Origin of the sequence: Amycolatopsis sp. 505, assembly GCF_031625235.1 — a bacterium.
Lineage (GTDB): Bacteria > Actinomycetota > Actinomycetes > Mycobacteriales > Pseudonocardiaceae > Amycolatopsis.
Map to the genome: position 1 here is coordinate 149447 of NZ_JACKQP010000008.1, position 20256 is coordinate 169702.

Sequence of the window (20256 nt, forward strand, 5' to 3'; positions counted from 1 at the left end):
GCACACGCCGTAGGTTCTGACGTGCGGAGGGCCCGCACGCAAGCGCGTGCGGGCCCTCCGGCTGACCTCCCTTGTACCCGGCTCAGCCGAGCCGGATCACGCCGTAGTCGAAGCCTTTCCGCCGGTAGACCACGCTGGGCCGGCCCGCGTCGGAGTCGTTGAAGAGGTAGAAGTCGTGGCCGACCAGCTCCATCTCGTAGAGAGCCTGGTCCACCGTCATGGGCTCCGCGGTGTGCTGCTTCTCGCGAACGACGCGGCCGGGCTGGTGACCCAGGTCGTCGTCGGCCCAGCTCTGCTGCTGGGGCAGGTGGAATTCTTCGGCACTCGCGAAGCCGTTCGTCTGCGGCTCGGCTTCGGGTGCGTCCAACACCGCGGTACGCGCGGCGGGACTGGCTGCGGCCGGGGATCCACCACCCGGCAGTGCCGAGGTCGCTTCGGCGACCGATTCCGGGCGGCTGCGGCCGTAGTGCACGCGCCTCCGGTCGTGTGTCCTCCGCAGCCGGTTTTCCAGCTTGGTGACTGCGGAATCGAGCGCCGCGTAGAAGTCGGCGGCACACGCTTCAGCGCGTACGGCCGGGCCCCGCCCCTTTCCGGTGATTTCGACGCGCTGGCAGCTCTTGGCCTGGCGCCGGTTGGGTTCGTGGAACAGTTCCACGTCGTACCGGATGACTTTCCTGTCGTAGCGCTCGAGCCGGGCCAGCTTTTCGCTGACAAGCGCCCGATAGTGGTCGGGCACCTCCACGTTGCGGCCCTTAACGACGATGTCCATACACGACCTCCCTCGCTGAGATGACTGCGAGCTGTTGTGTTCACACACGGCGCCGGTATTGCGGGGACGTAAGCCCGGATCGCGGGCTGAGAAGGAACTCGGAAACGGTGGACGACGTCTCGTTCCGGTGACCGAGCGCGGACTCAGCGCACCTCCGGCGCCAGGGACATGGGCTCGTCACCTCCCTGCCTGCGGGGATTGCTGATTGCGGAGCACGTTAGCTTCCTCACGCCCGTTACAACAGCCCCCGAGCCGGGGGATGTCAGGGGATGGGACTCGGTCACCCCGCGCAGTGATCGCGAAGTGGGCACCACAAAACACCCGCTGGTCGGACGCGCCGCTGTCGCCGTGCTGTCACACGGACGGCGCATCGCTGCCTCCTGCTGGACGCCGAGGGTGACAGCCCGGTCTCCCACAGCCGCCACCCCGGTGGAGTGGTGCGGCGGCCGAGTGATCGTGATCGACACCCTCATGCCCGGACAACGGGCGCCGGTCCCTCCGCGTTCCCGGTTGTTGTCACTCGTGTAGGTGACGCCGGGTTCACCCGGGCGCGAGAAGTGCGATATTGGCTGGCTTTTTGCGGGCTGAGCTGGGGCGAGGTGGTTTGGGCGGTGTTTGATCGAAGTGAGCCCGCGGAACCGGTACCACCCTTTTTGATCTGTGCGCTTTGTTCTTTCAGCCGGCCGCCAGGAGGGTCAGGACGGCGGAGACGGTGAAGCCCGCCGCCGCCAGGGCCCGGGTGCAGGCCGCGGCGGTGGCGCCGGTGGTGATCACGTCGTCGAGCACCACGATGTCGGCGCCCGGAGGCGGGCGGCCCGCTTCACGGAACTTCAGCCGGCCGGCGAGGTTGGCGGCGCGTTGCTCGCGGCTCAGGCCGACCGCGTCGCGGGCTGCGCCGGCGAGCTCCAGCGCCGGAGCGACGGTGACGGGGACGCCGCGGGCGGCCAGGACGGCGGCGGCTGCCTTGGCGAGGCGCTCGACGTGGGGGCCACCGCGTACCCGGGCTGCCGATGGGCGGCTGGGGGCCGGGACGAGGCAGATCGGCCGGGTGGAGAGGTGGGTCTTTTGGCTGATCGGGCGCGGGCTGGCTGGGGGACGTGGCGGGGCGCCGGCCGGGTGGATGGCTCCGGGCCACGCCCGCGCACGGGCCGGCCACGGCAGAAGGCGCCGCAGGCCGGCCTGAGCATGCGCCGGCCACGCCGAAAGCCGGCTCGGCCAGGTCCGAGCTCGGGCTGACCACACCAGACGCCCACTCGGCCGAGCCAGAGCGCCATTCGGTCGCGCCGACGGGTGCGGCGGGATGGCGGGGGCGGCCTGCGCGACAGTGGGGTGTGGGTTGCCCGGGAAGTGCGCCGGAGCAGACCGAGGGGCGGCCTCGCGAGCGTGAACGGCGCCAGGCCGCGCCGGCGCGCCACCCGACCGAGCCCGAGCATCACTCGGTCGCGCCGACGGGTGCGGCGGGATCGCGGGGGCGGGGCAGGAGTCGCTCGGGAGATGCGCCGGAGCGAACCTAGGTTCGGCCTCGCGAGCGTGAACGGCACCGGGCCAAACCGGCGCGCCACCCGGCCGAGCCCGCGCACCATTCGGCGGGATCGCGGCGGCGGGATGAGGGTTGCCCAGCGGACTTACGGGACGCGAGCCACCAGACTCAGCCGGCATCAACGGCAGCGCCACCAAAGCCTCCGCCAGCACCCGCCCCAGCGACGGCGCCAGGTCCCGGCGCCCCCGCTCCTTGTACGCGATCAACAACCTCCGGCCCACCCCGCGGTACCGGGCCAGCGCGAACACCCGCACCAGCCCCGCGGTCGGGCCGCGCACCACCTCCCGCGCGGCTCCCCACACGCCCTCGCAGCGGGCACAACACGGCTCCCCGCGCGCTCCGCACGCGGCGCAGCGGCTCGGGATCAGCAGATCGAGCAGTCTCTTCAGCACACGGACAGTGTCACGACCGGCACCGACAGTTTCGGACGCTCAGCCGTCACTCACCCGAGTGAAAGATCAGCCCGGGTAGAACGGGTCCGCGTCCTTCATCGTGTGGCTGTGCGGGCGCCACACCTCGCCCAGCACCGAGGCCGTCCACAGGCCGTTCGCGTCCGCCACCACGATCTGGTGGTTGGGGGCCGCCGTCACCCCGTGGACCGTCGGGGTCAGGTTGCTGCTGTTGAACGCGTCCAGGCGCTGGCCGTCCACCGTCACCTTGACCACCGGCTGGGACGACGACTTCGTGACCGCCACCAGGCTGTCCGCGGCGATCCAGTCGACGTCCACGACGTCCTCGATGTCGTGGGGCTGGAGGTGGCGGGGCTCGCGCAAGGACACCGAATCACCGTTGACGACCACCGCGGCCACCCACAGCTGGCCCTTGATCACCGCCGCCACGCGAGCTCCGTCGCGGGAGAACCGGAGCTCCGTGAGGTCGCCCTGCTGGGTCAGGTCCGTGGCGTTGACGCTCAGCGCCGTCCAGTGACCGTTCTGGTCGAGCACCATGCGGCCCACCGACAGCCCGTCGACCACCATCCACAGCTCACCCGTGCCCGGACGCCACGTGGGGCGGGTCAGGGAACTGCCGCCGAGGGGCGTCAGCGCCAGGTCGTGGCCGAGGTCGCCGATGCGCAGGCGGACGCCGCCGCCGCTGCGCTCCACCACCGCCAGGCGCTTGCCGTCGATCGACTGGGCCGCGCTCACCACGTCGTAGCCGCCGTTGCCCGCCGGGCCGCCCACCGGGGCGCCGTCGGCGAGGGAACGGACCCGGCCGCCGACCGTCATCAGGCCCTGCAGCTGCGAGCCGATCGACAGCGACGCGCCGTACGCGGGCAGGTCGTTCTGCCGCCAGTCCGGGTGGTTCGGCACGAGCGGGGCGCCGTCGGCGAGGATGCGGATCCGGGCCGACGTGACGTACTGCAGGGACAGCACGATCTGCGCGGCGATCAGGTTCCGGATGTCGTCGGGCACCCCCGAGAGCCCGGTCAGCGGGACCACCAGCGTCCCGTCGTCGAGGCTCTTGACGTTCGTGTCGATCTCGATCGGCTCGCCGAGCAGGTTCTTCACCGCCCCGGCCAGAGCCGACGACGGCCCGTTCACCAGCAGGTCCATCACCCGGCCCGGCAGGCCCGACTGCGGCTTCGCGACGACGTAGCGCCGATCGGGGACGAAGGTGGCCGACGACTCCGAGTAGAAGTTCACCGGCACCGGCGTGTAGTTCTCGCTGAAGTCGCTCTCGGTCGCGTACAGGTCGGCGGGCGGGTCCACGATCCGCCACTGGTTGTTCGGCTGCCGGCGCACCTTCACCTGCAGCAGCGCCGAGGTGTAGTCCGGCACGAACGCGCTGCTCTGGTCCAGCGTGCCGATGTCGATCCCGCGCACGTTGACGACCTGCGTGTTCGGGTCCGGCTGCGGAGCGGTGTCGTAGACCGTGCCGAAGGTGTCCTGGATGATCGTCAGGCTGCGGCTCGGCCGCCAGTTCGCCCGGCCCTGCTCGTCCAGGTAGGCGCGCGCGGCGGCGTTGTTCTGCCCCGGCTTGAGCGTCGCCCCGACGAAGGCGCGGACCAGCGACAGCGGGTCGAGGCCCGGCGCCGGCTCCGGCACTACGTCGCCGGGGCTCTGGCCCTGCCGCTCCCCCGGCACCACCTGGGGCTGCGATTCCAGCGGCACGTTGGCGCAGCCCGCCAGCAACACCGAGCAGAGAACCAGGAGCAAAAGCCGTTTCGTCCGGAACTTCGCTCCGAGCCGGGGGCTCCGCCACCCGGACCCCCGGAAAACCTGGTGGTTCACTGACCGATTCCCTCACGTTCGGCGAAGATCGCCTCCGGCGCCGGCGTGACGTCGATGACCCCGAGCGGCACCTCGGCGGCGAACCGGTCGGGCGGCGGCAGGACGAGCGGCGACTCGCCCACGGGCACGTCCTGCTGGCGCGGCAGCAGGAGGCGGAAGCAGGCGCCGTTGCCGGGCTCGCCCCACGCGTCGAGCTCGCCGCCGTGCAGGCGCGCGTCCTCCTGGCTGATCGCCAGGCCCAGCCCGGTGCCGCCGGTGCGCCGGTTGCGCGACGGGTCGGCGCGCCAGAACCGGTTGAACACCAGGTCGGCCTCGCCGGGCCGCAGGCCGACGCCGTGGTCCCGGACCGTGATGGCGACGGCGGTTTCGTTCGCCCCGACCGTCAGCACCACCGGCTTGCCTTCGCTGTGGTCGACGGCGTTCGCGAGCAGGTTGCGCAGGATCCGCTCGACGCGCCGGGCGTCGACCTCGGCGATCACTTCTTCCTCGGGCAGCACCAGTTCCACCGAGCTGCCCGCGTTGCCGGCGATCACCCGCACCTGCTCGACCGCGCGGGTGGCGATCGGCCGGACGTCGATGAACTCCGCGGCCAGCTCCTCCACGCCGGCGTCGAGCCTGCTGATCTCCAGCAGGTCCCCGAGCAGCGCTTCGAACCGGTCGAGCTCGTCGACCAGCAGCTCCGTCGACCGCGCGAGGCCGGCCGGGAACTGCTCGCGGGAGGCGTGCAGCACGTCCGCGGCCATCCGGACGGTGGTCAGCGGCGTGCGCAGCTCGTGCGAGACGTCGGAGGTGAACCGGCGCTGCAGGCCGCCGAACTCCTCGAGCTGGCGGATCTGGCGCTGGATGCTCGCGGCCATCCCGTTGTAGGACACCGCGAGCTTCGCGAGGTCGTCTTCGCCGAGCACGGCGAGCCGCTGGTCGAGGTCGCCGCCGGCGAACTGCTCGGCCGCCGCGGCGGCCTGCCGGACCGGGCGGACCACCTGCCGCGTCACCAGGTTCGTGATGCCCGCCAGCAGGAGCAGCAGCACGAGCCCGCCGACCAGCAGCGTGTTCTGCACCGTCGAGACGGTGTTCTGCTCGGTCGTCAACGGGAACAGCAGGTACAGCTGCAGCGGGACGGCCACGGTGTTCAGCGGCGTGCCGACGATCAGGTACGTGGTGCGGCCGCCGCCGGCCTCGGGCGCGGTGTGCTCGAGGAAGCTCATCTGGTCGGCTTCGACGAACTGGCGCAGCCGCGGCGGCACGTTCTCGAACGGGCCCGCGAACGACGGCTCGGCGCCCGACTGGTCGTGCCCGCCGCTGGCGAGGACCGGGACGAACGTGCCCGCCGCCGACCCGGCCGCGTCCTGGCTGGTCGGCGTGATCGCGATCTTCTTCAGTGCGTTCTCGAGCCGGTTCCGGAGCGCCTCGTCGTTCTCGGACGAACCGAGGCCGACGAGCTCGCCGGCGGCCGTCTCCGCCGCCGCGCGGGTCTGCGCGATCGCCGCCGTGCGCTTGGTGTCCAGCAGCCGCTCGGTGATCTGGTTCTGCAGCACCATGCCCAGCACGAAGACCACGGCCGAGGACAGCGCGAGCGTCGACACGGTGACGCGGAACTGCAGCGAGTGCTTCCACAGCTCGTTGAACGCGACCGCGCGGCGGCGCGCGAAAACGACGACACGCCGCACCAGGCGTGCCGTCGAACGCGCGAACGCGGGAAGCCGTCTTCCGCTCGCGAGAGTCATGGCCGCATCACGGCGGGCCGGCCTTGTACCCGACACCGCGAACGGTCAACACCACCTCGGGGTGCTCCGGGTCCTTCTCCACCTTCGAACGCAGGCGCTGGACGTGCACGTTCACCAGCCGGGTGTCGGCCGCGTGCCGGTAGCCCCACACCTGCTCCAGCAGCACCTCGCGGGTGAACACCTGACGCGGCTTGCGGGCCAGCGCCACCAGCAGGTCGAACTCCAGCGGGGTCAGCGGGATGGCTTTGCCTTCGCGCGTGACCTCGTGGCCCGGCACGTCGATCGCCAGGTCGCCGATGGTGAGCGATTCCGCCGGCTCGGCCTCGGTGCGGCGCATGCGGGCCCGGACCCGCGCGACCAGCTCCTTCGGCTTGAACGGCTTGACGACGTAGTCGTCGGCGCCGGACTCCAGGCCGAGAACTATGTCGACGGTGTCGCTCTTGGCGGTGAGCATGACGATCGGCACCCCGGACTCGGCGCGGATCGCCTTGCAGACGTCGATCCCGTTCATCCCGGGCAGCATCAGGTCGAGGAGGACGAGGTCGGGCTTCAGCTCACGCAGCGCGGGCAGCGCGCGTGAGCCGTCGGCGACCACCGCCGTGTCGAACCCCTCCCCACGGAGCACGATGGTGAGCATCTCCGCGAGGGCGGGGTCGTCGTCGACCACGAGAACACGTGCCTTCATGTCCACATATTCGCACTAGTTCCGGCGCCCGCACGCACGACCCGCGTGTTTGACCACCAGAAAGATCAAGATCGCCCGCACTCCCTGCTCCATCCGGGTGCCGGTACCGGCTGCTGTGGACGGTCCGCGGAGGCCGCGCCGGGGTTCCGGCGCGGCCTCCGCGGACCTGCGAGAAGGGGCTCAGGGTAACGACTGGCGAGATGCCGAGCCGGTACGTGAAAGTTGCGCATTGTGAGACTCTGTGCCTCCTCCGCAACAATCCGGCCTGAGGTGGGCCCTCGTCAAGAGATTCGCCCATCCAGCCGATAGGAACTCCGCGAAACGGATACTGTTGCGCCATGCGGAACCAGGACTCGGGCAACGCAACTCAGAGCCAGGTGCAATCGGTCGACCGGGCCATCAGCGTGCTGGAACTGCTCGCGCGCAACGGCGAAACCGGCATCACCGAGATCGCGGGCGAACTGGGCGTCCACAAGTCGACGGCGTCGCGCCTGCTCAGCGTCCTGGAGACCAGAGGCCTGGTCGAGCAGCTCGGCGAACGCGGGAAGTACGCCATCGGCTTCGGCGTCGTCCGGCTGGCCGGTGCCGCGACCGGCCGGATGGACCTCGCGAAACTGGGCCGGGCCAGCTGCCTGGTGCTGGCCGAGGAACTGGGCGAGACGGTGAACATCGCGATCGCCGACGACGGCGTCGCCATCAACATCAGCCAGGCCCGCGGTTCGGCCGCGATCACCACGCAGAACTGGACGGGCCAGCGGACGCCGCTGCACGCGACCTCGAGCGGGAAGGTCCTGCTGGCGTACATGGGGGAACCCGAGCGCAAGCGGGTGCTGAAGCGGAAGCTGGAGCAGTACACCCCGCGCACAACGGTCGAGCCGGAGGAGCTGCTGGCCGAGCTGGACCGGGTGGTCGAGGACGGTTATGCGGCCTGCTACGAAGAACTCGAGCTCGGGATGCACGCCGTGGCCGTGCCGATCCACGGCCCGGGCGGGGACGTCGTCGCCGCGATGAGCGCTTCCGGGCCGTCGTACCGGCTTTCGAAGCAGCGGGTGAAGCAGATCGTGCGGCCGATGACCGAGGCGGCGGAGGAGCTTTCCGCGCAGCTGGGGTATTTCCGGGACTAGGGGTAGAGCCGCACCATCTCGCGGATCGTCTTTCCTATGTGCGCCATCAGTTCCGGGGGTGCCAGCACCTGCGCGTCCGCGCCGAGCCGCAGCAGCCCGGCCGTCGCGTGCGACACGCTCTCCAGCGGGATTTCCGCGCGCTGCCAGCCTTCCGCGTCCGCGGGTTCGAGCGTCCGGGCGACGAGCCGTGCGGCTCGCGGGCCGAGGATGTCCGGCAGGGCCGCGATTCCGGCCGGGGAAAGCCGGATGAGCGCCGTCTCGCCGTCTTCGCCCTCTTCGTACCGTTGGACGTGCGCGCGCCAGAATTCCGCCAGCTCGAAGCCGGCCGGGCGGGTGAAGTGCTCGTCGAGCGCCCGGAACTCCTCGATGTTGCCGACCCGGTAGGTCCGCGGCTCCGGCCCGGCGACCAGGTACCAGACGCCGGCCTTGAGGACCAGGCCGAGCGGGTGCAGCCGCCGCGTCACCACCCCGGGTGCCGGCGACCAGCGGCGGTAGCGGATCTCGACGACCTGGTCCCGCCACAGCGCTTCCGCGGCCGCGAGCAGCTGAGGGACGGCGTCGGCCTCCCGGTACCAGCCGGGCGCGTCGAGGTGGAACCGCTGCCGGATCCGCACCGACGCGTCGCGGTACGGCGTCGGCAGCGCGGCCATCAGCTTCAGCACGCCGAGCTCGGCCGCCAGCCGGGCGGCGCTCATCCTCCCCCGGTTCTGCAGCAACAGCAGCAGGGAAACCAGCCGGCTCGCACGCACGCGCCGGAGTCTGCCAGCGGCCACTGACAGAAGGTGTCAGGGGTAGCCCCGCAAGATCGCCGTCATGAACGACTTCGACTTCTTCATCGGCTCTTGGACCGTCGTCAACCGGCGGCTCGAGTCGCTGTTCTCCGGCTGCGACGACTGGGACACCTTCGCCGGCACCACCACGTGCACGCCGCTCTTCGACGGCGGCGGCAACACCGAGGAGATCCTGTTCCCCGACCGCGGCTTCCGCGGTTTCACCCTGCGCCTGTTCGACGTCGAACGGAAGGAGTGGTCCATCTACTGGGCCAACAGCCGCACCGGGCGGCTCGAACCGCCGGTGGTGGGCACCTTCCGCGACGGCCGGGGCGACTTCTACGGCGACGACACCCACGGAGGCAAGCCCATCAAGGCGCATTTCATCTGGTCGGACATCACCGCCACCTCCGCGCGGTGGGAACAGGAGTTCTCCGCCGACGGCGGCCGGACCTGGGAAAGCAACTGGGTCATGGAATTCACCCGGGCCTGAGGGGCGCAGCTCCGTCGTCCTCGCGACTGTCCACTGTGGGCAAACCGGGCCGGGAACGAGGCAACGCCCGGTGGCGACGCGACCCGGCTACTGCCCTAGCAGCGTCTTCGCGAGCGCTTCGTGGTCGACGCCCGCGACGCCGTCCAGGACGTGCCAAGGCGCGAGCCAGCCCGACGCGGCCAGCTCGTCGTAGACGGCCGCGCACCGCCGCTGCAGGCCGTCGTCGGTTTCGAAGGCGTCGCGCTCCCGGCCGGTCTCGGTCTCCGCACGGCGCTCGGCGCGCTCGGCCGCGACCGCCGGGGCGACGCGCAGCAGCAGGTGCGCGTCCGGGCGCGGCAGCCCGAAGCGGTCGACCTCGAGCTCCCAAACCCACTTCACGACTTCGCCGGACGCGTCCTGCCGCAGGCGCGCGGCGGCGTACGCGGCGTTGGAGGCGACGTACCGGTCGAGGAGAACGACGTCGTGCGCGTCTCGCAGCGCGCGTATCTCGTCTGCGGCGCCGCTGCGGTCCAGCGCGTAGAGCATCGCCATGCCGTACACCGAGTCGGCGAGGTCGCCGTGCCCGCGGTGCAGCGCCTCGCGGACGAGGTCGGCGTGCACGCTCTTGCCGTAGCGCGGGAACGCCAGCGACGCCACGCTCGCGCCCTTGGCGCCCAGCGCCGTCGTCAGCCCGTCGGCGAGCGTGCGCTTGCCCGCGCCGTCGAGCCCTTCGATGACCACCAGTCGACCCACGGGATCACAGTAACGGTGGTGGACCGGCGGGCTCGGTGGAAGGGGATCGACGCCGAGCCCGCCGGTTCGTCTAGGCGGGGTGCCGCCGGAGGTGGAACACGTAGCCGAGGCCGCTGATCGCGAGCACGCCGACGAGGATCAGCAGCGGCACCCAGCCGGTGTCGTGGCCGGACGGTGCCGGGCCGCCGTCACCGCGGGGCATCACCTGGGAGGTGGCGTCGTAGCCGCCGGCCTCGCCGTCGCGGGCGTAGGCCGAGCCGGGGAGCTTGTCGGCGTAGCGCGCCTCGACGATCCGCTGGTAGCCGGCGACCACGTTGCCGTCGGCCAGCGACGTCACCCGGCCGTCGCGGACCCCGTACCAGGCGTCGACCTGCGGTTCGTGCAGCAGCTGGGCGCCGGTGGGCAGCTTCCGGGCGTACTCGCCCTCGACGTCGCCCGAGGCGATGTTGCCGATCTGCCAGGCGCCGTCCGCGCCGCGGACCGACCAGAGCGTCGCCGTCCGGCCGTCCGACGCGCGCGCGGGGATCGCGAAGTAAGCAAAGTCACCCGGCGCCGCGCCGGGCTTGCCCGCGACGAAGTCCGGCGACAGTTCGTACACGGGGTAGGCGTCCGGCGCGATCTGCACCTTCACCGGGCCTTGGGCGCCCGGGGCCTGGGCGAAGAAGCGGACCAGGACGTCCTGGAACCCCTCGGCCGCGCGGTGCGCCGCGGAGGCGTCGGCGCTGCTGATGACGGCGGCCTGGGCCGCGCCTGACACCGGAGCCGTCATCAGCAGCGCCGCGCCGGTCAGCACGGCGAGCACGAGCGCCCGCCTGCTCATCGGGCGATCCCGGTGAGCGTGTGCGTCCAGGTGAACGACGAGTTCTGCGTGTAGTAGCCGTAGGTCGACCAGTTGTAGCGCCGGGCGGGGCCGGGGTCGCCCCAGAACACCCAGTCGCCGCGGGTGTCGTAGCCGTAGAGGACGTGCGTGTGGCCGCCGCCCGAGCGGTAGCCGACGCGGGTCTCGACCGGCCGGTCCGCCGCGGTCTGCGTCCGGACGTCCGCATACGAGATGCGCCGGTCGAGGTAGCGGCCCGGCGAGCCGAAGCCGAGCCGGGCGAAGGCGCGCTGCGGGTCGGCGAGCGTGCCGGGGAGGTTCGCGCAGTCGGCACCGGTCTCGCCGTGGGCCAGCTGGCAGAACCGCGTCTGGCTGACGACCGTGCCGTGGTAGGCGGCGATGGTGTTGCCCGCGCCGGCCCAGCACCACTGGTTCTTCTGCTGGAGCTGCAGGGCGATCTGGTTCCGGTAGGTCGACGGCACTCCGGGCGCGGCTGCTTGGGCCTGCAGCGGGGCGACCAGGCACAACAGCAGGCTCACTGCCAGTACGGCGTGGACCTGGCTCGACTTCACCAGCACGGACGGCCTCCTGCTCGAACGTGGGCGAACCAGCGGTGGTCACAACGGTGAACAACGCGGTCACAAGGAGCAAGAACGCCATCCGGAGGAACGGACCGTTCCGGGGGGCAGCCGGAACGCGGAACGCTCACCTCAACGAGGCCAACCACCCTGAACGGGGGTCGGCACGGCCACTCTACGCTGCTAACGTGAACGTTCCGCGGTGTTCACGCCCAGCGCACACACTGGTCGGGTGAAGGGACGAGCGGTGGCACAAGACGGGAACCTCCCACTGATCATCGATGGCGCCCGCACGACCCGGGCATCGGTCGCCGAACTGCCCAAAGAGCTGACCGAGGCCCTGCGCACCGGCGAGTTCCACCACGCGTTGCGGCTGGCGATCGCCTATCGCGGGCTCTCGCTGGCCCGGCTGCGCGCCCACCTGGCGCTGCGCGGCGTCCAAATCGGACAGTCGACGCTCAGTTACTGGCAGCGCGGGCTGCGTCAGCCCGAGGTGCCGAAGGCGCTGCCGGCGGTCCGGGCCCTGGAATCGGTCCTCCAGCTGCCCGCGGACGCCCTGGTGGTGCTGATCGGGCCCCGCCTGGTCCGCCGCGGCCACCAGCCGGCGGCGTCGTTCCACGACCTGCGGTCCGGCGACATGGGCTCGATCGTCGAGGACCTGCTGGCCGAGCTGGGCGCGTACCCGTCGTCGAACCACTACAACGCGGACCTCGAGCTGCTGTCGGTCCACGACACGATCACGTTCGACGCGGAACACCGCCAGGTCAGCCTGCGGACGCGGCTGGTGACGCGCGCACGCCGCCACGGGCCGGACCGGTATCTGACGGTGTACAACGGCGACCCGGGCTGCCGCATCGACGACGTCGAGCTGATCACGGACGAGGGCTGCCGGGTGGGGCGGATGCGCCGCAACCCGGACGCGGACACGATGGCGACGGAGCTGCTGTTCGACCGCAAGCTCGCCGAGGGCGACATCCACGTGTTCTGCTTCGAGGTCCGGGACGACTCGGGCTCGGCCTCGCCGGGGTACTACCGGATGTTGCGCGACCGGTGCGCGAGTTACCTGGTCCAGCTCCGGTTCGACCGGAACGCCCTGCCGGCCCGCTGCACCCGCCAGGTCCGCGCGCGCGACGACGCCCTGCCGGTGGTCGCGGAGGAACTGGCGTGCGACATGGGCGGGGTGAGCAGCGCGTTCTTCAGCGACGCCGGGCCGGGCTTGGCCGGCGTCGCCGTCGAGTGGAACTGAGCCGTGTCGACCCTCTGATCACGCGTGTCGACCCCTCAATCACGCGTGTCGACCCTCGGATCACAAGCCGGCCCGACGGCTCCCGGGCCGGAACGGTCGACACGCGTGATCCTGAGGTCGACACGCGTGATTGAAGGGTCGACACGACTTAGTGGCCGCGGTGTTTGGCGCGGGCCAGGGTTCGGCGGCGGGTGGCGTCGGCGGCCGCGCGGCGTTTGCGGGCCGCTTTGTTCTCTGCCGCGTGCTGGGTGACTGCGTCGCGGAGGGCGCGCTGGGCGGCCGTGCCGATTCCTTCGTCTTGCTGGGTCTTTTTCGCCAGCTTCGCGAGGCGCTTGGCGTTGAGCCGGGCGGTCGGCCGCTGCTCGGCGGGCACCGGCGGGGCCGCGCGGGCTTCGTCGGCCAGGCGGGCGAAGTCGCGGCCGGCGGCGAACACCGCCAGCTCGGCGTTGGTCGGCTCGCTGCCGAAGAGGTGACGCGCGGCCCGGACCTGGCCGTCTTCGTGGATCTCGTAGACGCCGACCCAGAACCGGCCGTCGTGGTACAGCGTGAACACCCCGCTCATCGGGAAACCTCCAGGCGTGACGGATCAGCCTGGCGTCACCGGTTTCCCTGGACGGGACAACGAGCCCGGAGCGGACCGCCCGGACTACCCACCGGGCCGTGAGGTTCGTGAAGCCAAGAACGGCCCCAGCCTACGCCGGACCGCCGCCGATGCCGATCTCGTTTCCCTCGGGGTCGAGGTAAAGCACCTTGCGGACGCCGTTTTCGTAGGTCTCCCGGCCCACCGGCTCGATGCCCCGCTCGGAGATCGCCGCGACGCGCTCGTCGAGGTCGCCGACGAACAGGACGTGCATGGCGTGCCCGGTGGCCCGCTCCGGACGGCGCTCTATGAAGACGGCACCGTGCTCGGTGACCTCCCACAGCGCTTCGGTCGCGCTCACCACGTACGTCGGCGGCGCCCCGAAGAGTTTTTCGTACCAGGCCAGCGCCCGCTCGTAGTCGAGCACGGCGATGCCTGCCATCAGGTCGACCATCACAGCACCTCGAAGCCGCAGAACGGGAGGCCGCCCCGAACACATCCGGGGCGGCCCCGACCAGCCGGGACCTCAGTACCGGTAGTGCTCCGGCTTGAACGGCCCCTCGACGTCCACGTCGATGTACTCCGCCTGCTCCTTGGTCAGCTTCGTCAGCTCCCCGCCGAGGGCTTCCAAGTGGATCTTCGCGACCTTCTCGTCGAGCTTCTTCGGCAGCCGGAAGACCTCCTTGTCGTACTCCTCGTGCTTGGTGAACAGCTCGATCTGCGCGATCACCTGGTTCGAGAAGCTGTTCGACATCACGAACGACGGGTGCCCGGTCGCGTTGCCCAGGTTCAGCAGGCGTCCCTCGGACAGCACGATGATCGTGTTGCCGTTCGGGAACACCCACTCGTCGACCTGCGGCTTGATGTTCACCCGGCGGATGCCCGGGTAGCGCGCCAGCCCGGCCATGTCGAGCTCGTTGTCGAAGTGGCCGATGTTGCCCAGGATCGCCTGGTGCTTCATCTTCGCCATGTGCTCGACCAGCACGACGTCCTTGTTGCCGGTCGTCGTGATCACGATGTCGGCCTCGGGCAGGGCGTTCTCCAGCGTGCGGACCTGGTAGCCGTCCATCGCCGCCTGCAACGCGCAGATCGGGTCGATCTCCGTCACGATCACGCGGGCGCCCTGGCCGCGCAGGGACTCCGCCGCACCCTTGCCGACGTCGCCGTAGCCGCAGACCACCGCGACCTTGCCGCCGATCAGGACGTCGGTGCCGCGGTTGATGCCGTCGATCAGGCTGTGGCGGATGCCGTAGCGGTTGTCGAACTTCGACTTCGTCACCGCGTCGTTGACGTTGATCGCCGGGAACAGCAGCTCGCCCGCCGCCGCCAGCTGGTACAGGCGCAGGACGCCGGTCGTCGTCTCCTCGGTGACGCCGCGGACGCCTTCGCCGATCTTCGTCCACTTGCCCGTGTCGGCAGCGACCGAGGTGCGCAGCAGCTCGAGGAACACGCGGAACTCGTCCGAGGTGTTCTCGTCCGGGGTCGGCACGACGCCGGCCTTCTCGAACTCGGTGCCCTTGTGCACCAGCATGGTGGCGTCACCGCCGTCGTCGAGGATCATGTTGGGGCCCTCGCCGTCCCAGGTGAGCATCCGCTCGGTGCACCACCAGTACTCCTCGAGCGACTCGCCCTTCCACGCGAACACCGGGACGCCCTTGGGCTCCTCGGTCGTGCCGTGCGGGCCGACGACGACCGCCGCGGCCGCGTGGTCCTGCGTCGAGAAGATGTTGCAGGAGGCCCACCGCACCTCGGCACCCAGCGCCACCAGCGTCTCGATCAGCACCGCGGTCTGCACGGTCATGTGCAGCGAGCCCGAGACGCGCGCCCCGCGCAGCGGGTAGACCTCCGCGTATTCGCGCCGCAGCGCCATCAGGCCCGGCATCTCGTGCTCGGCGAGGCGGATCTCCTTGCGGCCGAACTCGGCGGCTTCGAGGTCGGCGACGGCGAATTCGATGCCGTTGCGGGTCTCGTGCCGCTTGGCAACGCTTTCGGGGGTCATAGTGGCGATTCCTCCAAGACTCGATGACACCCGAACACTACCGTTGTCCGCTCGACTGTCACTGGAACTGTTAGGAGGCCCTTACCGTGCCCATGCCCGGCCCGGACACCCGCGTCGTGGAAATCCGTGTCGCCGGGCTCGTGGGCACCAGCGGGGAGACGCTGCTTGACGCGGTGGCGACCGTCGACGTCGCCGGCGACGGACTGGGCCGGGTGATCCGCCCGGCCGACCGGCTGCGCCGCCCGGCACCCGGGCCGGTGCTGCCGGCGCTGGGCCGTTCGATACCCCGGACCCTCGAGGGCTACCTCTGGCACGGCATGACGTCGGGTGGCGCGGCGAAGGCCACCTGGGCCCTGCTGTTCCCCTTCTCCCTGGCCAACGTCGCCTTCTGGATGCTGCCGCCGATCCCGCCGGACAGCCGTCTCGCGCGCGTCCTCGGCGCCGTCTGCCGCGGCCTGCTGCGCGTGGGCGCCCTGCTGCTGACGATGCTGCTGATGGGCCAGCTCGCCGCGATCGCGCTCGACCTCTTCGCCGCGCAGTGCCTCGCGCCCGGGTCGGGCTGCCTGCCGGTGGTCCCGGACGTCCTCCGCACGACGGCCGCCCGGATCGCCGTCGGCGTGCTCCCGCTGCTGGTCGTGATCTTCGTCCTGCACCGGATTTCCAGCGCGACCTGGGCGGTGCACGCCGACGGCGACCTCACCGGCGGCCCTCTGCGGATGCGCGCCGACCCCGAGACGCCGGCCCTGCGCTGCCTGCACACCGTCGCGGCGCTGGCCTCGGTCGCGCTGCTGCTGCTCGGCGGGCCGTTCCGCGTGCCGGGCGACAGCGCCGGCCTCGTCGTCTGGATCGTCACCCTCGCCGTGGTGCTCGCCACCGTCGTCGCCGCCGCGATCGGTGTCGACACCGGCCGCTTCGCCCGGCCCGGCGTGCTCGCCTTCGCGACGCTGCTGGTCGTGGTCGCCGCCGTGCGGCTCAGGCCGGGTAGGGGCCCGCTGCCCGGCACGAACGGCGTCGTCGAAGGCCTCGGCGCGGCCCTGGTCGCCGTCACCGTGCTGTTCGCGCTGTTCCTCGCCCCGGCGGCACTGCTGGCCCGGCCCGGCTGGAAGCACAAGCCGCAACGGCTGCGGCCGTGGATGGGCGGCTGGGCGGCCGCGCCGGTGCTCGCGCTGGCCGGCCTGCTCGGCGGCGGCTTCGGGGCCGGGCTCGCCGAGGCGCTCCGGCGGCTCTCCGGGGCGGAGCAGCTGAAGGTGCCGGACACGTACCTGCTGGTCACGGTCCTGTGGGGCGCGGGACTGGCGCTGGCCGCGGTGCTCGGCGTGGCGGGCTTCGCGGTCGCCGTCCCGCTGCGGCGGCTGCGGCGGGGCATCCCCGAGATCGTGGCGCTGATGGAGCACGACGAACGGCAGGAGGCCCAGGCCGCGGCGGCCTGGGCGCGGTCGGCGTGGGAACGGCGGCACCTGCACCACCTGGCGCTGGCCGTCGCGAGCGCGATGTCCGCGGGCGGCGCGGCCCTGCTGGTGCTGCGGTTCGGGTTCGGGCTGGTCCCGGGCTGGTTCAAGCCGCTGTCCGCGATCGGCGTGGTCGCGCTCGGCGCGCTGGCCGCGGGCCTGCTGCGCGTGGTCTACACGGCCGCGCGCACGCCGCAGCGCAGCCGTCACCTCGGCGCGCTGGCCGACCTGGTCTGCTTCTGGCCGCGGGCCGCACACCCGACGGTCCCGCCCTGCTACGCGCTGAAGGTCGTGCCGGAACTGGCCGCCCGGGCCCGCGAACACCTCGCCGAACCCGGCACGCGCGTGGTGCTCTCCGGCTACAACCTCGGCAGCCTGCTCACGATCATGGCCGCCGCCCGGCTGGCGGCCGAGCTGCCGAAAGCGGACCTCGAACGCGTCGGCGTCCTGACCGCCGGCTCGCCGTTGCAGTGGGGCTACCAGCGCGCCTTCCCCGCGTTGCTGCCGCAGGAAGCGCTGGAACGGCTCTTCGCCGACCTCGACGGCCGCTGGCGGGCCCTGTGCCGCGGCACCGACATCTTCGGTGGCGGCGTGACGACCTGGCGGCACTCGGTCGCCGACCGGCGGCTGCACGGCGTCGGGTTCCTCCCGGAGGGCGGCTTCGGCCCGGTCTCGGCGACGGCCGACGGGACCGGCGTCCTGATCCTCGGCGGCGACCACTGGCTGCCGGACCCGCTGCGCGGCCCGACCGGGCGGCACCGCTGGGCGCCGGGGGTGCTCAAGCACCAGGACTACGTGGTGGACGCCGAATGGGACCACGCCGTCGCGATGGCCGCCGGCCTCGGCAAGCCGTCCTGGGGCGAGCAGGGCTCGCTGTTCGGGGACTTCCCCCCGAAACGGTGAAGGCCCCTCGCGCGCGGAGCGAGGGGCCTTCGACCGGGGACTAGCTCAGCTTCACTCGGAAGCCTTGCGGCGGAACTTCAGCAGCGCGAGCAGGCCGCCACCGGCGGCGAGCAGCAGCGCGCCGACCCAGATCAGCCAGCTGTTGTCGAAACCGGTGTTGGCCAGGCCGCCACCGGTACCCGACTCGTTGCCCGCCGGGACGACGGCCGGAGCGGTGGAGCTGGTCGGCGACACCGAGGTGTCCGAGGTCGCCGGGGTGCTCGGCTTCGCGGTCGTGGTCGTCGTCGCCGGCGCGGACGGCTTGGTCGTCGGGGTCGTGGGCTGCGTCGGCTTGGTGGTCTTCGTGCCGCACAGGAACCACTTGTCGATCTTCGGCTGGCTGCCGTTGTAGTTGAACGGCGCACGAAGGTCGTTCCACGGGGCGTTCTTGTCGAGCTTCTTGCCCGGCGTGTAGTCGTTGAAGCCGTCGTCGCCGCCGACCACGACGATGCGGGTGACCGTGACGCCTTCGTTGACCGACTTGATGTTCAGCCGGGTGTTGTTCTTCGTCAGCTCGAAGACGACGTCCTTCTGGTCGAGGACCTTGCCGTCGGCACAGGGCGTCGGCTTGCCCGGCGTCGGGTGGGGACGGTTGTCGTCGCTGTAGCAGGCGAGAGCGGAACCGGCGGTCCCGATCAGGGCGGCGGTGGTGAGCGCCATGACCGCGACGGCGCCGCGGAAGGAACGTCTGCGCATGAGTTCTCCAGTACCGAACGGGGGAGGAACGGCAAAATCGGGGGACCGTACGCCACTGCGCGTGGGAATCACGCGGCTGTAATTCACCCGTCAGTGGCACACGAAGGATCGAAAGGTATCGCACGTCACGCACCCGCTTACAGGGGGTCCCCCTTTGCGCACAAATCGCAAGATCGTCTTGATCAAGTCGTAACCTCGCATAACGCAACCAAACGCAAAAAGCCCCGCCGACCTGGGTGTCCAGGAGGGCGGGGCTTTTACCGCGCAAGTCAGGCTTCGGGTGCCTTCACGGGTTCGTCGAGCCCTTCGGCCTGCCGCTTGCCGAGCAGCGAATGCCGGCGGCTGTAGCCGAAGTAGAGCAGCACCCCGACCACCATCCAGGCGATGAACCGCAGCCAGGTCAGCACGGTCAGGTTCAGCATCAGCCACAGGCAGGCGAGGATGGCCAGGATCGGGATCAGCGGCACCAGCGGCACCTTGAACGCCCGGGGCAGCTCCGGCCGCGTCCGGCGCAGCACCAGTACCCCGGCCGAGACGAGCACGAACGCGAAGAGCGTGCCGACGTTCACCATTTCTTCGAGCTTGTCCGCCGGGAAGAACCCGGCCGCGAGCGCGACCAGCCCGCCGACGATCAGCGTCGCGCGCTTCGGCGTGCCGTGCTCGCCGGTCTTCGCCAGGCCGCGCGGCATCAGGCCGTCCCGGGACATCGCGAAGATGATCCGGACCTGGCCCAGCATGAGCACCATGACGACGGTGGTCAGGCCGGCCAGCGCACCGAAGGAAATGATGTTGGCCGCCCAGTCGACGCCGTTCGCGGAGAACGCCGTCGCGAGGGTCTTGTGGCTGCCGTCGCCCGCCTTGGTCGCGAGGTCCTTGTACGACGTCATGCCGACGACCACCAGCGACACCGCGACGTACAGGACGGTCACGATGGCCAGCGAGCCCATGATCCCGCGCGGCACGGCCTTCTGCGGGTTCCGGGTCTCCTCCGCGGTCGTCGCGACGATGTCGAAGCCGATGAAGGCGAAGAACACGAGCGAAGCGCCGGCCAGCAGGCCGAAGACGCCGAACGAGCTGCTCGCGCCGCCCGCGATCAGCGAGAACAGCGACTGGTCGACCCCGGTCTGGCCGGCCCCGCCGGTCTCGCCCGGCGGGATGTACGGCGTGTAGTTGGCGCCCTTGATGTAGAAGAGGCCGAGGATGATCACGAACAGCACCACGGCGACCTTGATCCCGGTGATCACCATCGAGACCCGCGAGGACAGCTTAGTGCCGACCGCCAGCAGCGTCGTCAGGATGGCCACGACGAGCAGCGCGCCCCAGTCGACGGTGACGCTCCCGATGTCGAACGTCGTCTTCGTGCCCTTGCCGAAGAGGTAGCCGAGCACCGTCTCGAGGTACACCGACCAGCCCTTGGACACCGCTGCCGCGCCGACGGCGAGCTCGAGGATCAGGTCCCAGCCGATGATCCACGCCATGAACTCGCCGAAGGTGGCGTAGGAGAACGTGTACGCGCTGCCCGCGACCGGCACGGTCGAGGCGAACTCGGCGTAGCACAGCGCCGCCAGCGCGCAGGCGATCGCCGCGAAGACGAAGGCCAGCGACACCGAGGGCCCGGCGTAGTCACCCGCCGTCCGCGCGGTCAGCGTGAAGATGCCGGCACCGATGACCACGGCGACGCCGAAGACCGTGAGGTCCCACGCGCTCAGGTTCCGCCGGAGCTTGGTGTCCGGCTCGTCGGTGTCCGCAATGGACTGTTCGATCGATTTAGTGCGCCACAATCCCGTTCCGGGCACCGTTGACCTCCTGCGGCTGGCCTGCATGTATCGCAGTAGGTCACCCTATCGGGTCAGGTCGGTGACGGCTCGCCGAAGACGGACGC

The 20256-nt window shown here is 71.1% G+C and carries 18 protein-coding genes; 4 read left to right on the forward strand and 14 right to left on the reverse strand.

Annotated elements, in window-relative coordinates:
• Window positions 1-82 precede the first annotated feature (82 nt).
• From hpf to mtrA, 5 genes are all read right to left on the reverse strand, one after another.
• Window positions 83-769 (reverse strand): ribosome hibernation-promoting factor, HPF/YfiA family, encoded by a 687-nt coding sequence (gene hpf, locus H5965_RS28525; protein WP_003085632.1) that lies wholly within the window; start codon window positions 767-769, stop codon window positions 83-85.
• 675 nt (window positions 770-1444) lie between these two features.
• Window positions 1445-2011: a ComF family protein gene (locus H5965_RS28530; protein ID WP_310973440.1), complete on the reverse strand. Its 567-nt coding sequence runs from the start codon at window positions 2009-2011 to the stop codon at window positions 1445-1447.
• A gap of 756 nt (window positions 2012-2767) precedes the next feature.
• Window positions 2768-4465, reverse strand: coding sequence for an LpqB family beta-propeller domain-containing protein (locus H5965_RS28535; protein WP_310973442.1), 1698 nt, complete (start codon window positions 4463-4465; stop codon window positions 2768-2770).
• Between the two features lie 71 nt (window positions 4466-4536).
• Window positions 4537-6264, reverse strand: coding sequence for an MtrAB system histidine kinase MtrB (gene mtrB, locus H5965_RS28540; protein WP_310973444.1), 1728 nt, complete (start codon window positions 6262-6264; stop codon window positions 4537-4539).
• A 7-nt stretch (window positions 6265-6271) separates the two neighbouring features.
• Window positions 6272-6949 (reverse strand): MtrAB system response regulator MtrA, encoded by a 678-nt coding sequence (mtrA, locus tag H5965_RS28545; RefSeq protein ID WP_005150760.1) that lies wholly within the window; start codon window positions 6947-6949, stop codon window positions 6272-6274.
• Between the two features lie 338 nt (window positions 6950-7287).
• Here mtrA and H5965_RS28550 point away from each other — a divergent pair, with 338 nt between their 5' ends.
• Window positions 7288-8073 (forward strand): IclR family transcriptional regulator, encoded by a 786-nt coding sequence (locus H5965_RS28550; RefSeq protein WP_310973466.1) that lies wholly within the window; start codon window positions 7288-7290, stop codon window positions 8071-8073.
• Here H5965_RS28550 and H5965_RS28555 read toward each other — a convergent pair.
• A complete protein-coding gene (locus H5965_RS28555; RefSeq protein ID WP_310973468.1) occupies window positions 8070-8822 on the reverse strand; it encodes a WYL domain-containing protein in 753 nt (250 codons plus the stop codon). The genes H5965_RS28550 and H5965_RS28555 overlap by 4 nt on opposite strands.
• Before the next feature lie 64 nt (window positions 8823-8886).
• Between H5965_RS28555 and H5965_RS28560 the strand changes: the two genes are divergently transcribed.
• Complete coding sequence (locus H5965_RS28560; protein WP_310973470.1) at window positions 8887-9336, forward strand: hypothetical protein; 450 nt, start codon at window positions 8887-8889, stop codon at window positions 9334-9336.
• Window positions 9337-9423: 87 nt separating this feature from the next.
• On the opposite strand, the gene H5965_RS28565 is transcribed toward H5965_RS28560, so the two are convergent.
• The 3 genes from H5965_RS28565 to H5965_RS28575 form a co-directional block, all read right to left on the reverse strand.
• On the reverse strand, window positions 9424-10056 hold the full coding sequence (locus H5965_RS28565; protein ID WP_310974164.1) for a dTMP kinase: 633 nt from the start codon (window positions 10054-10056) through the stop codon (window positions 9424-9426).
• Between the two features lie 82 nt (window positions 10057-10138).
• A complete protein-coding gene (locus tag H5965_RS28570) occupies window positions 10139-10888 on the reverse strand; it encodes a hypothetical protein (RefSeq protein WP_310973472.1) in 750 nt (249 codons plus the stop codon).
• A complete protein-coding gene (locus tag H5965_RS28575; RefSeq protein ID WP_310973473.1) occupies window positions 10885-11463 on the reverse strand; it encodes a papain-like cysteine protease family protein in 579 nt (192 codons plus the stop codon). Before H5965_RS28575 ends, H5965_RS28570 begins: the two co-directional genes overlap by 4 nt.
• Window positions 11464-11710: 247 nt before the next feature.
• Here H5965_RS28575 and H5965_RS28580 point away from each other — a divergent pair, with 247 nt between their 5' ends.
• A complete protein-coding gene (locus tag H5965_RS28580; protein ID WP_003085563.1) occupies window positions 11711-12709 on the forward strand; it encodes a hypothetical protein in 999 nt (332 codons plus the stop codon).
• Between the two features lie 148 nt (window positions 12710-12857).
• On the opposite strand, the gene H5965_RS28585 is transcribed toward H5965_RS28580, so the two are convergent.
• The 3 genes from H5965_RS28585 to ahcY form a co-directional block, all read right to left on the reverse strand.
• Window positions 12858-13271: a YjdF family protein gene (locus H5965_RS28585; protein WP_310973476.1), complete on the reverse strand. Its 414-nt coding sequence runs from the start codon at window positions 13269-13271 to the stop codon at window positions 12858-12860.
• A 130-nt stretch (window positions 13272-13401) separates the two neighbouring features.
• On the reverse strand, window positions 13402-13743 hold the full coding sequence (locus H5965_RS28590; RefSeq protein ID WP_310973477.1) for a VOC family protein: 342 nt from the start codon (window positions 13741-13743) through the stop codon (window positions 13402-13404).
• A gap of 72 nt (window positions 13744-13815) precedes the next feature.
• On the reverse strand, window positions 13816-15288 hold the full coding sequence (gene ahcY, locus H5965_RS28595) for an adenosylhomocysteinase (protein WP_310973479.1): 1473 nt from the start codon (window positions 15286-15288) through the stop codon (window positions 13816-13818).
• Between the two features lie 92 nt (window positions 15289-15380).
• Between ahcY and H5965_RS28600 the strand changes: the two genes are divergently transcribed.
• The gene (locus tag H5965_RS28600) at window positions 15381-17639 is read left to right on the forward strand and encodes a hypothetical protein (RefSeq protein WP_310974165.1); all 2259 of its coding nucleotides are present in this window, start codon (window positions 15381-15383) and stop codon (window positions 17637-17639) included.
• A 51-nt stretch (window positions 17640-17690) separates the two neighbouring features.
• Here the strand turns inward: H5965_RS28600 and H5965_RS28605 are convergent, their stop codons facing one another.
• Window positions 17691-18374, reverse strand: coding sequence for an LPXTG cell wall anchor domain-containing protein (locus H5965_RS28605; protein ID WP_310973481.1), 684 nt, complete (start codon window positions 18372-18374; stop codon window positions 17691-17693).
• Between the two features lie 269 nt (window positions 18375-18643).
• The gene (locus H5965_RS28610; RefSeq protein WP_310973483.1) at window positions 18644-20170 is read right to left on the reverse strand and encodes an amino acid permease; all 1527 of its coding nucleotides are present in this window, start codon (window positions 20168-20170) and stop codon (window positions 18644-18646) included.
• Window positions 20171-20256 lie beyond the last annotated feature (86 nt).